Below are 12,251 nucleotides of genomic sequence, written 5' to 3' on the forward strand. Positions count from 1 at the left end.
CCAGCATCAGCGAAGGGCCCGAGGGAGAAATCCCTCGGGCCCTTCGTCGTGGTCCGGCCGTCGTGGCGTCAGGCCAGGTGGTCGAGGTACCGGAGCAGGACACCCTCGCGCGTTGCCCACGGCGAAACGTCGAGCTCGCGAACGTTGAAGCCGGCCATCGCTTCACTGAGCACGATTCCGCCTGCGACGATCTGGAATGTGCGGTCCATGGTGATGCCGGGGAGCGCCGGGCGCGATGTCGCCGGAATCTGCGCGAGCCGCGGCACCCAGTCGTCGAGCTGGCTGCGCCGCAACCTCATGCGGTCATCGCCGATGCCATCGACGACCGACCCGGCGAGCCGGGCCAGCGACCGAATGGTCTTCGACGAACCCACGATGTGTGTCGGTTTCTGCAACCCGTCGAATGCGGTCCGTGCGTCGGCGATCACCCCGCGGGCGTGCGAGCGAAGGGCCTCCTGCTGCGCCTCGGTCGGAGGGTCGTCGTGAAGGAAACCGACCGTGGAACGTCCGGCTCCAAGCGGAAGCGACAAAGCGACATCCGCTTCTTCATCTTCACCAAGCGCGATCTCAAGTGAACCGCCACCGATGTCGAAGAGGAGAATGTTGCCTGCCGACCAGCCGTACCAGCGCCGAACGGCCAGGAAGGTTAGCTTCGCTTCGTCCTCACCGCTCAGCACCTGAAGGCTCAGGCCGGTCTCACGTTCGATCAGCGCGATAACCTCTGCGCCGTTGGTCGCCTCACGAATGGCGGATGTGGCCATGGGGAGGAGATCGTCGAGGTTGCTGCGCGCGGCGATGCGGGCGGCGTCGCCGATCGCGGTGACCAGGGCTTTCACGCCCTCGTCGGTGATCGAGCCGTCTGTGTCGAGGTAACGCATGAGGCGCACGACCGATTTGTGCGACGCCTCAGCGACCGGCCGAGCGCCGGGGTGGGCGTCGACAATGAGCAGGTGGACGGTGTTTGAACCGATGTCGAGTACTCCGAGGCGCATATCGAAACGATACAGGTCACTAAACTTTGAAACATGACGAAGCAGGGGGAGCCCGAGTTCCTGGTTCGTCGCGCTCGCACCTCGGACGTTCCTGACATTCAGAAACTCATCGAGCCGCTCGTCGCACAGCGCATCCTCCTCGGCAAGGAGCGCGTGGTCTTCTACGAAGCCGTGCAGGAGTTTCGCGTCGTCACCTCGTCCGACGGAACGCTCATCGGCTGCGGCGCGCTTCACGTCATGTGGGAAGACCTCGGTGAGGTGCGCACCCTCGCGGTCGCTGAGGACTGGCTGGGTCACGGGGTTGGCAGGGCGATTTTGAACACCCTTGAAGCGGATGCTCGCGAGCTCGGTTTGCGTCGCCTCTTTTGTCTCACTTTCGAAGTGCCGTTCTTCACTCGTAACGGATTCCGCGAAATCGGTGACGAGATCATCGATCCCATCGTGTATTCGGAGATGGTGCGTTCGACCGATGAGGGTGTTGCAGAGTTCCTCGATCTCGCCCGGGTCAAACCGAACACCCTCGGCAACAGCCGGATGCTCAAACTGCTCTGACCTGAGTACCTTGAGCAGTGCTCATATGTTGTGCCTCTTGTGGGGGGTTCTCGGCAGCGGTTAGCTTTTACTCACTGTTCACATTTCCGGTGATCACGCGTTAACACAGCATCTCTAACGTAAGAAAGAGTTGCTCGAATTTGACCCCCATTTGCGGCGCAACGAGGCGCTGCAAGGTGCGCCGACTCATCGGGACAATCTTTCAGGGAGATCAATGTTGCTGTCCAAGCGCGGCTGGCGTGTCACCGCAATCGCTTCACTGTTCGGACTCGCCGCTGCGCCGCTGACTGCGCTGCCGGCAACGGCCGCCCCCGATGGTTCAGGGGTGGTGATCAACGAGGCGTACCTCTCTGGAGGAAGTGCCGGAGCGGCGTACACGACGAAGTTCGTCGAACTGTACAACCCGACCGCCGCGCCGATCGATGTGACCGGTTGGTCGCTGCAGTATCGGTCGGCAACCGGCTCGGCCGCACCGTCCGGTGTGCTGCCCCTCACCGGGAGCATCGCCGCTGGCGGGTACTACCTCGTTGCCGGTGGAAGCAACGGCAGCAACGGTGCAGCCCTGCCGACCCCCGACGCCTCAAGCGGCAGTATCAACACGGCGGGCGGAGGAGGCACGATCATCCTCGCAAAGACCGCGTCCGCTGTGACTCTGCCGACGGGCAACGTCGCAGGCAGCGCGGCGGTCGTCGATGTTCTCGGCTACGGCACCTCGAACACCTTCGAGGCGGCACCTGCAGCGGCCCCGGCCGGGAACACCGACGTCAAATCGCTCGGACGCGCCGCGTTCGCCGACACCGACAGCAACGCGCAGGACTTCACCCTCTCGGCCACGATCACGCCGCAGAGCTCAACGAGCGTCACGGATCCGACAGACCCGACGGATCCCACAGACCCGACAGAGCCGACGGAGCCCGAGGAGCTCAGCATCGGCGAGATCCAGGGACCCACAGACGTGAGTCCGAAGGTCGGCGTGACGGTCACCACCACTGGAGTCGTGACGGCGGCGTACGCCACAGGAAAGTTCGACGGGTACTACATTCAGACCCCAGGAACCGGTGCAGACCTGACCGGCCACGTGGCATCCGCTGGAATTTTCATCCACTCACCGGAGACCGTGACCGACGTTGCGCCCGGACAATACGTCGAGGTCACCGGCGTCGTCGCCGAGTACGAGGGCCTCACCGAGATCAAGGTCGGTGCGAACGGCCTGAAGCAGCTGGATCCGGCCACCGTGTCGGCACCTGTGCCCGCTGCAGTCGCGTATCCGACCACTCCGGCTGGACGGGAGCTGCTCGAGGGCATGGTTCTCGCTCCGGCGGGCGACTACACCGTCACGGATGTGTTCGACACCAACGGTTTCGGCTCCATCGGGCTCGCGGCCTCGACCACTCCGCTGGTGAACCCGACGGTCCTTGGCCTGCCAGGCAGCCCCGAGCACGCCGCCGCCCAAGCGCGATTCGACGCGGAACTCGTCGTGCTCGATGATGGTGCGTCGACCAATTTCCTGTCGTCCGCTGACGGCGGTGCGAACAAGAACATCCCGCTGCCGTACCTGTCGAACGAGGCACCGGTGCGCGTTGGAGCGGCGACCACATTCACCTCGCCTGTGATTCTCGACTACCGATTCGGCAACTGGTCATTCCAGCCGCTGACCCAGCTCACGGCTGAGAACGCGGCAACCGTGCAACCGGTGACCTTCGAGAACACCCGCACAGCCAAGCCAGAGGATGTCGGCGGCGACATCAAGCTTGGCACCTTCAACGTGCTCAACTACTTCGCAACAACCGGAGCGGACCGCACCGGCTGCACGTACTTCGCGGACCGTGCCGGAAACCCGATTACAGTCAACAATTCGGATGCCGCCGGTTGCGGCGTGCGCGGAGCAGCGAACCCCGAGAACCTCGAGCGGCAACAGGCGAAGATCGTTTCTGCGATTAACGCGCTCGACGCCGACGTGGTCTCCCTCGAGGAGATCGAGAACTCCGCGTCCATCGGCAAGGACCGTGACTATGCTCTGAGCGTTCTCGTCGACGCACTCAACGAGGCCGCGGGCAGCGACGTCTGGGAGTTCGTACCGTCCCCGACCGAGGTTCCGGCAGATGAGGACGTCATTCGGACCGCGTTCATCTACCAGAAGGCTGCGGTCGAGACGGTTGGGGAAACCCGCATCCTCCTCGATTCGCCGGCGTTCTCCAACGCGAGGCAGCCGGACGCGCAGGCGTTCAAGCCAGTAGGCGCCAGCGATTCCCAAACCTTCCTGGTCATCTCGAACCACTTCAAGTCGAAGAGCGCATCCGGGGCGACCGGAGACAACGTTGACGCTGGCCAGGGTGCGTACAACGGTGATCGCACCCGGCAGGCGACAGCTCTCGTCGACTTCGCCGAAGAGCTGAAGACCGAACTCGACACCACGAAGGTGTTCCTCGTCGGCGACTTCAACTCGTACGCGAAGGAAGACCCGATCGCCGTGCTTGAAGCGGCGAATTACATCAACCAGGGCGCGAAGACGGGAGAGCAGACCTACACCTTCGGCAAGGCCATTGGCTCCCTCGACTACGTGTTCGCATCACCCGACGCAAACACGCTGGTCACAGGCGCGGATGTCTGGAACATCAACTCCGTCGAGTCCATCGCGCTGGAGTACTCGCGGTACAACTACAACGCCACCAACTTCTACGAGGCGAACCCCTACCGGTCGAGCGACCATGACCCGATGCTCGTCGGCATCGACTTCAGCCCGGCGAGCGTGGTGAATCTGCTGAACATCAACGACTTCCACGGTCGGATCGACGGCAACACGGTGGAGTTCGCCGGAACTGTCGAATCGCTCAAGGCCCAGTTCGGGCCCGAGTCCTCGTTGTTTATCTCCGCTGGCGACAACATCGGCGCGTCACTCTTCGCATCGAGCTCGCTTCAGGACCAGCCGACGACCGACGTTCTCAACGCACTCGGACTTGCCGCAGCCGCAGTGGGGAACCACGAGTTCGACCAGGGCTATGACGACCTGGTGAACCGAGTGATGAACGGCGGGCAGAACGCGAAGTTCCCGTACCTCGGCGCCAACGTTTACAACGAGGGAACGTCGACGCCGGCGCTTCAGGAGTACGCGCTCTTTGAGGTCGACGGCGTGACCGTCGGCGTGATCGGAGCGGTGACCGAAGAGACGCCGAGCCTCGTTTCGCCTACCGGGATCGCGACTCTCGAATTCGGGGATCCTGTGGAAGCGGTCAACCGGGTCGCCGCCCAACTCTCCGACGGAGACGAGGCGAACGGTGAAGCCGACGTGCTTGTTGCTGAGTACCACGAAGGCGCAGGTGCTGGTGCTCCGGAGAACGCGACCCTCGAGCAGGAGTTGGCCGAAGGCGGCGCATTCGCCGACATCGTGAACGAGACGGCTGCCGAAGTTGATGCCATCTTCACGGGGCACACGCACAAGAGGTACGCGTGGGACGCTCCGATTCCCGGCGGCGAGGGCACACGCCCGGTCCTGCAAACGGGAAGCTACGGCGAGTTCGTCGGCCAAATCACACTGCAGGTCAACTCGCTCACCGGTGAGGTCACCTCCTATACCGCGCAGAATGTCGCTCGCGTGACAACCGCCGAGGCCGACCTTATCGCTCAGTACCCGGCTGTGGCCGAGGTCAACAGGATCGTCAAGGCGGCCATCGCCGAGTCCGATATTCTCGGCAAGCAGGTCGTGGGAAACGCAACAGCGCCGATCACGACGGCGTACATTGGCGAAGCCCGCGACGACCGCTCGTCGGAATCGACCCTCGGTAACTTCGTTGCCGACGCGCTTGTCGATACGCTCGCTTCACCAGAGAACGGCGGTGCAGAAATCGGCGTCGTCAATCCGGGAGGGCTGCGGGCTGAACTCCCCGCCGGCGACATTACGTACGCTCAGGCCAACGCCGTGCTGCCGTTCGCGAACAGCCTGTGGACTACCTCGCTGACCGGCGAACAGTTCAAGGTGATGCTCGAGCAGCAGTGGCAGCGTGCAGCGGATGGGTCGGTACCGAGCCGGGCGTATCTCCAGCTCGGATTGTCGGACAACGTGACGTACACGTTTGACCCGGCGCGAGCCGAGGGCGACCGCATCACCAGCATCACCGTCAACGGCGCTCCGATCGACCCGAGTCGAAGCTACCGAATCGGTTCCTTCAGCTTCTTGCTGGGCGGCGGCGACAATTTTCACGTCTTCACGAGTGGAACCGACACCAGAGACTCCGGACTCGTTGATCGGGACGCCTGGATCTCGTACCTCACGGCGAACAGTCCCGTCTCGCCGAGCTTCGACCGGCGATCGGTCCAGGTCACCGGGATTCCGACGGCTCCGGTGACGGCTGGCTCCTCGGTAACCCTCAACCTGTCGAAGCTCGACCTCACGTCTCAAGGAAGTCCCGTGAACACCCAGGTGACCGCAGCGGTCGATGGAGTGACTGTCGGGACAGCCCCGGTAAGTCAGGGAGCGACAACTGTCACCTTCACCGTTCCGGCGGGAGCTGGCGCGAAGACGTTGACAATCACGGCGGCGGAATCCGGCACCACGGTCACCATCCCGATAACGGTGGCGGCAGATGAGCCAACGCCGCAACCGCAGCCGTCACCCATCGAGACGATCGTCAAGGTGATCAAGAAGATCATCGGCTGGCTGACCAGGCTGTTCGGCTGGTAGATCGCTAACCGAACCGTCTAAGAGGGACTCGCGGGACGTCGCAATTGCGGCCTCCCGCGAGTCTTTGCCAGTTGAGCTCGGCCCGCTCGTTACCATGAATTTATGGCAACGGGTGAGCAGTCCGCCAAGGACAAACGGAGCGTCTACATCCGGCGACGGCTCTGGGTGCTCGCCGGTCTGCTCGCTGTCATCGCCATCGTTGTCCTCGTGATTTGGAAGCCCGGGTCGACGTCGGGTTTCCCGACCACACCAAAGGCGACATCCTCGGCGGCCGCAACACCGAAGACCACACCTACGCCCGAAAGCACGGAGGGCGCCACCGGTGAGGTGGCCGAGTGCACCGACAAGTCGGTGACCGTCGAAGCGCTCACCGACAAGGGCAGTTACGGTGCAAACGAGTTGCCGCAGCTCTCCCTGCAAATCACAAACTCGGGCGAGAAGCCGTGCTCGATCAACGTTGGAACCAGCCAACAGGTTTTCACCATCACCAGCGGTACCGACGTCTACTGGACCTCGACCGACTGCCAGGTCGAACCGGCCGATGCTGTCGTTCAGCTCGAACCCGGGCAGACCGTCGCGTCAAGCACGCCGATCGCCTGGGACAGAACACGGTCGAGTACAACCACCTGTGAGGGAGAGCGCCCAGCCGTTCCCGCCGGCGGTGTTTCGTATCACCTCTCAACCTCTGTTGCCGGCATTGAAAGCGCGAAGACAAAGCAGTTTTTGCTCGCTGGCTAACAGCGGCCTGCGACAATAGAGGAATGCCAGAAACGCAACCCGAGTTCCGTTCGCAGGTTCTCGCCGAAGCCCTCGAGCAACAGGACATGGCAGCCGTCGCTTTCGCATTGCGAAACGACCACATGGTTCTTCCGTTGATGCGCCCGGGCCAGCCGGACGATCCAAACGATGACGGCGAGGTCTGGACGTTCCGTCATCCCGAAACCGGCCGACTCGCATTGCTGGTGTTCAGCGACGCCGCCCACAAACCAGAAGCGCTGCCGCCGTTCGTCGGTCTCTATGACGGTCCCTGGCTGCACACGTTCCTGCGGACGTACGGCAAAGACATCGAGACGGTGTACTTCGACATTGCGGGCCCGCACGCCATGCAGGCGAGCCCCGACGAACTCCTCCGGGTGCTCGCACTCTAACCCGTCGTTTAGAAGACCGCGTCGAGTTCTCTGTCGAACGACGAGCCGGCGGATTTCTTTGCGAGGTCGAGAGCCTCGCGGATGCTGCCGGTCCTGGCATCGACGATCGTCTTGTACCCGAGGCGGGTCGCTTCAGACATCCGCTGACGTGCGGCACTGACCGGGCGCACCTCGCCGGCGAGTGAGATCTCACCGAACGCGGCGAAATTGTGGGGGACTGCGTATCCCATTGACGCGGACGCCAGGGCAATCGCGATCGCGAGGTCGGCGCCCGGCTCGTTCAATCGAACGCCGCCGACAGTCGACACATAGATGTCTTTGTCGTGAAGTCGAATGCCAGCGCGCTGGTCGAGTACCGCGAGGAGCATGGCCACACGTGACGAATCCACGCCGTTCGTTACTCGTCGGGGGTTCGGCGCGCTGGTTTCGAGGACGAGAGCCTGAATTTCGACAGGAAGGGCGCGCTTGCCTTCCATCGACACGGTCACACAGGTTCCGGACACCGTGATGCCACGGCTGAGAAATAACGTGCTCGGGTCCGGGACTTCCGCTATCCCGTCACCGGTCATCTCAAAGCAGCCCACCTCATCCGTCGGCCCGAATCTGTTCTTCAGTGCGCGAATAAACCGGAGTGAGGTGTGTCGATCGCCCTCGAACTGGCAAACCACATCGACGAGGTGCTCGAGCAGCCGAGGGCCGGCGATGCTACCGTCCTTGGTCACGTGCCCGACGAGAAGGACCGGAAGGCCGCGTTCCTTCGCGATCCGGATCAGCGTCTGCGCGACTTCGCGGACCTGGCTCGGCTGGCCAGCGATGCCGTCCGACAGCGGACTCGATACGGTCTGGACCGAGTCGACGATGAGCAGTTGGGGTTTCACCGCGTCGATCTGGCCGAGAACGATACTCAGATCGGTTTCGGCGGCGAGAAACAGATTGTCGCTCAGCGCTCCGGTGCGGCGCGCTCGCAATTTCACCTGGTTCACTGACTCCTCAGCGCTGACGTAGAGAACGCGCGACTTGGCCTTCGCGGCTTTGGCGGCCACCTCCAGCAGGAGAGTCGACTTGCCGACTCCGGGTTCACCGGAGAGGAGAATTGCGGCGCCGGGCACAATGCCTCCGCCGAGCACACGGTCGAACTCATCGATCCCGGTCGGCCAATGCGCGACATCTGCGTCTGAGGCTTCAGTGATGGGGCGCGCGGATCGGTCACCGGACAGAGTCGTGGCTGTGACCCGCTGGACGATACCGATCTCGGCAGCGGCGTCGACCACCGTGCCCCACTGCTGGCACTCGCCGCAGCGGCCAGCCCATTTCGCTGTTTGCCAGCCGCATTCGGTGCACTTGAAAGTCGACGTCGGTTTAGCCATGTGCCGAGCCTAATCGCGACCGCCGACACGATCGTTTGGCCATGCGAGGGTCGGGGAATGAACGGGCTCTGCACAGGGCCGCACATCGACGCCGATTCGCGCGGACCCACAGGATCTACTACACTCGACGGCGGTGACGTGTCCGAGCGGCCGAAGGTGCAACTCTCGAAAAGTTGTGTGCGTCTAAAGCGCACCGTGGGTTCAAATCCCACCGTCACCGCCACCACGAAGGCCCCGACTCCCAGTGAACACTGGAACGTCGGGGCCTTCGTCATTGCCGTTGAGGTTCGACAGCACCGAGTTCGGCGGACGACTCAGCGTTCGTGAAGCTGGTCTTCGAGGAGTATCGCCACTGAGGTGGCGCAGGCGTCGCCCCTCCATGCTTCCATTCCTTCGCGAATTGCGAACACCGCGATGACGAGTCCGGCGACCGCGTCAGCCCACCACCAGCCGAACAGGCTGTTCACGACCAGGCCGAGGAGCACCGCCGCGGAAAGATACGTGCAGATGAGGGTCTGCTTCGAGTCAGCAACCGCCGAGGCGGAGCCCAGTTCGAGCCCCGCGCGCCGTTCGGCGAACGAGAGGAAAGGCATAATGACGACGCTGATGGCCGTGATGACAATGCCGACCGTGGAGTGTTCGACGGCGACTTGGGTAACGAGAGCCAGTAGGGAGGAGATGGTCACGTAGGCGGCGAGGGCGAAGAAGGCGACGGCAATGACGCGCAACGTGCCTCTTTCCCACCGTTCCGGGTCACGCCGGGTGAACTGCCATGCAACGGCGGCCGCAGAGAGAACTTCGATGGTGGAGTCAAAGCCAAATCCAACGAGGGCGGCGGACGAAGCAATCGTCCCGGCATTGATCGCGATGACAGCTTCGATCAAGTTGTACGCAATTGTCCCGGCGACGATCCAACGAATGCGGCGTCGAAGCGCATGTTCTCGTTCGTCTGTGAGGCGAGGCGCGGCGATAGTCATGCGCAGGTGCAGCTTTCTCCGGCACAGCACCCCGGCTCGACGTACAACACCACGCGCAGCAGCTCATCGAGAGCGGGAGCCAGGTGGGAATCAGCGAGCCGATACCAGGTGCGTCGTCCGTCCGGCACGGCCTCCACGAGGCCACAACCCCGGAGGCAAGCGAGTTGATTTGACATGACCTGACGCGACACGCTGAGTGCATCAGCGAGATCCGAAGGGTAGGCCGGCGCCTCACGCAACGCCAGCAGCACGCCAACCCTCGTGGTGTCCGAGAGTGCGTGCCCCAGTCGCGCGAGAGCAGCCGTGTGGGTCAAGGTCGCGGTAGCGCTAGCCGTCGTCATGACGATCACAATACACATTTCGCTGAATTAACGGAATGCTGTACTGGGCAAGGTGCTCCCGCATGGCTCACTCACGGGGCGAGTTCACGACAATCATCCTTGGCGGAGAGCGCGCAATCACTAGCGGTTATCAGGGCCGTTGATAGTCGAGTTCCGCTCTATCTAGAGCGGAAGGGTGCGTCATGGCAATCACGTCAATTGACATCAACCAGGACGATCTCCGGCAGGCGAGAGAGCTGACAGGTGCTTCGTCGAACCGCGAGGCCGTTGACCGCGCCCTCCGCACCCTGATTGCCGTCCGACGGCAGCCCTCAGCGGGCGAGCGCATCGTTAGCCGCCGCTTCAAGCCCGATCAGGTCGATGCTCCGACCGTCACCCCAGCTGCCGAGCAGCTCGCCGACTCGTGACGACCTATCTTGTTGACAACAGCGTCTGGCTCAAGGCTGGCATCAGCCAACCCATCGCGCGACGGCTCAGGGAGATCTACTCTCGGCACCTCATCATCACCTGCCCGCCTCAGGTTCTTGAGTGCTGCCATTCTGCTCGCACACCCGAGGAATACGCCGAGCTGCGCGAGGACATGGACGAGTTGCTCACGGCGTGGAACCACCCTTCTGAGAAGGACGCGCTCAACCTCCAGCAGGCTCTCCGTGATGGCGGGTTAATTCGAGCCGCTGCGGCATTTGACTGCCTTATCGCTGCATATGCCGTCGCGAACGACGCTGTTGTGTTGAATTCCGATCATGACTTCGCGTACATCGAGGTGGCCACGGGCCCGTACGCCAGGAGTATGTCGCGGCATGAGTGCGAAGCGAGGTTCACGACGTGGTGCCATTGAGGCAGCTCTTAGTTGCATCGCCACACCCGCTGGGGCTCGGGGCCCGCACGTAGACTGGCCGAGTGACTGATAACCTGCCGATCCTGGGCCTGCTGCTCGACGTCGATGGCCCCATTGCGAGCCCCGTGAGTCGCAGCATCGCCATTCCGAGCATCGCCAGCGACCTCGTGGAGCTTGCCAACTCAGGGATCCCCATCGCCTTCAACACCGGGCGGTCGGATGCATTCATCCGGGAACAAGTAGTGCCGCATCTGGTCGCTGGCGGGTTGGGCGACGCCGCGCGGGTCTGGGCGGTCTGCGAAAAGGGAGCGGTCACCGCTCGCATCACACCGGCGGGTATGGGCGACATCGACGTCGACGCAACTCTGGCCATGCCGAAGCAATACTGTGACGCGATTCGTGAGCTCGTGAAGTCGTCATACAGTGATGTCGTCTTTTACGACGAAACCAAACGCGCGATGGTCTCCGTCGAACAGCTCGTCTCTGTTTCGGCTGAGGACTTCGCGGCCCGCCGCGGGAACTTCGACGCAGACGCCGCCCGCGCATTCGAGCGCCTCGGGCTTGGGTACGAATGGGACGCCGTCCGTCGGCCCGACGCATCTGGTGCTGTTCCTTATCGAATCGACCCGACCATCATCTCGACGGACATCGAGTCTGTTCGCCTGGGAAAAGACCTCGGCGCCGAGAAGCTCCTCGCACTGTTGAAGGCGGACGGCGGGCCGATCCCAACAGCATGGCGAACCCTGGGCGACTCGCGAACCGACTATGCGATGGCAGATTGGCTACACGCGCACGGCTTCAACGTTGCCCACGTCGACGTTCGCCCGGCGGATGGGGTGCCTGCAACACCGTATCCCGTGCGACACCACCCGACCTTGATTCACGATGACGCCGGTGCGCTCTATCTCGGCCGCTGGGTCGGGATGCTGCGGGGCAACGAATCGGACGACGCCATCGTCGCGTAGACCCCGGTTTCCGCACCACGCCGAGGCGACACGCCCGGACTGCACGCGTGATTTGCCCGACTGCCAAAAGCCGACGTAGAGTAACTACTCGTCACCCCAAAGGTGCGGCTGAGCTTAGCTCGCCGGCCTCATGCGGGACCACCTCCCACACACAACTCATTCGAATTTCGGATGTTGTTGGCTGTGGGATTCCTTACTCCTCTTTCGAGGTCTGAGCGATTCGAACTTCTTCGGGTCTGGTCGGAACTTCTGAAAAAGAATGCTAAGGTAGAGAAGTTGCCCTGCGGAGCAGCCCTGAGGGGTGAAAAGCGGGAGCATCCGATCCTTGAGAACTCAACAGCGTGCACAATGTCAAATGCCAAATACCCGTTGACTCGGCCTTTTCTGGTTGGG

At 62.8% G+C, this 12,251-nt stretch carries 11 protein-coding genes and 1 tRNA gene; 8 read left to right on the top strand and 4 right to left on the bottom strand.

The annotated features are described in order from the left end of the window. Positions 1-68 precede the first annotated feature (68 nt). Entirely contained in the window at positions 69-992 is a 924-nt protein-coding gene (locus tag D9V28_RS10680) for a Ppx/GppA phosphatase family protein (protein WP_121659655.1), read from the bottom strand. A gap of 33 nt (positions 993-1,025) precedes the next feature. Between D9V28_RS10680 and D9V28_RS10685 the strand changes: the two genes are divergently transcribed. The 4 genes from D9V28_RS10685 (at position 1,026) to D9V28_RS10700 (ending at position 7,370) form a co-directional block, all read left to right on the top strand. Further along, positions 1,026-1,544 carry an amino-acid N-acetyltransferase gene (locus tag D9V28_RS10685; RefSeq protein WP_121659656.1) on the top strand — a complete coding sequence of 173 codons (519 nt, stop codon included), beginning with the start codon at positions 1,026-1,028 and terminating at the stop codon, positions 1,542-1,544. Positions 1,545-1,758: 214 nt separating this feature from the next. After that, complete coding sequence (locus tag D9V28_RS10690) at positions 1,759-6,222, top strand: ExeM/NucH family extracellular endonuclease (protein WP_121659657.1); 4,464 nt, start codon at positions 1,759-1,761, stop codon at positions 6,220-6,222. Positions 6,223-6,324: 102 nt separating this feature from the next. Next, positions 6,325-6,960 (top strand): hypothetical protein, encoded by a 636-nt coding sequence (locus D9V28_RS10695; protein ID WP_121659658.1) that lies wholly within the window; start codon positions 6,325-6,327, stop codon positions 6,958-6,960. A 23-nt stretch (positions 6,961-6,983) separates the two neighbouring features. Continuing rightward, complete coding sequence (locus tag D9V28_RS10700) at positions 6,984-7,370, top strand: SseB family protein (protein WP_121659659.1); 387 nt, start codon at positions 6,984-6,986, stop codon at positions 7,368-7,370. A gap of 8 nt (positions 7,371-7,378) precedes the next feature. Here D9V28_RS10700 and radA read toward each other — a convergent pair whose 3' ends face one another. Next, a complete protein-coding gene (radA, locus tag D9V28_RS10705; protein WP_121659660.1) occupies positions 7,379-8,737 on the bottom strand; it encodes a DNA repair protein RadA in 1,359 nt (452 codons plus the stop codon). Positions 8,738-8,869: 132 nt separating this feature from the next. Here radA and D9V28_RS10710 point away from each other — a divergent pair. After that, positions 8,870-8,960: transfer RNA gene (locus D9V28_RS10710), tRNA-Ser, on the top strand. 91 nt (positions 8,961-9,051) lie between these two features. Here D9V28_RS10710 and D9V28_RS10715 read toward each other — a convergent pair. Both D9V28_RS10715 and D9V28_RS10720 read right to left on the bottom strand, forming a co-directional pair. Continuing rightward, positions 9,052-9,714: a cation efflux transmembrane domain-containing protein gene (locus D9V28_RS10715; protein WP_121659661.1), complete on the bottom strand. Its 663-nt coding sequence runs from the start codon at positions 9,712-9,714 to the stop codon at positions 9,052-9,054. Next, entirely contained in the window at positions 9,711-10,055 is a 345-nt protein-coding gene (locus tag D9V28_RS10720; RefSeq protein WP_121659754.1) for an ArsR/SmtB family transcription factor, read from the bottom strand. The genes D9V28_RS10715 and D9V28_RS10720 overlap by 4 nt, the downstream gene beginning before the upstream one ends. A gap of 182 nt (positions 10,056-10,237) precedes the next feature. Between D9V28_RS10720 and D9V28_RS10725 the strand changes: the two genes are divergently transcribed. From D9V28_RS10725 to D9V28_RS10735, 3 genes are all read left to right on the top strand, one after another. Further along, positions 10,238-10,462, top strand: coding sequence for a type II toxin-antitoxin system VapB family antitoxin (locus tag D9V28_RS10725; RefSeq protein WP_121659662.1), 225 nt, complete (start codon positions 10,238-10,240; stop codon positions 10,460-10,462). After that, a complete protein-coding gene (locus D9V28_RS10730; protein WP_121659663.1) occupies positions 10,459-10,893 on the top strand; it encodes a PIN domain-containing protein in 435 nt (144 codons plus the stop codon). The genes D9V28_RS10725 and D9V28_RS10730 overlap by 4 nt, the downstream gene beginning before the upstream one ends. A 62-nt stretch (positions 10,894-10,955) precedes the next feature. Continuing rightward, the gene (locus tag D9V28_RS10735; RefSeq protein WP_121659664.1) at positions 10,956-11,858 is read left to right on the top strand and encodes a hypothetical protein; all 903 of its coding nucleotides are present in this window, start codon (positions 10,956-10,958) and stop codon (positions 11,856-11,858) included. The last annotated feature ends 393 nt before the right edge of the window (positions 11,859-12,251 follow it).

It is taken from the genome of Mycetocola zhadangensis, from assembly GCF_003668565.1.
Taxonomy (GTDB): Bacteria; Actinomycetota; Actinomycetes; order Actinomycetales; family Microbacteriaceae; genus Mycetocola_A; species Mycetocola_A zhadangensis.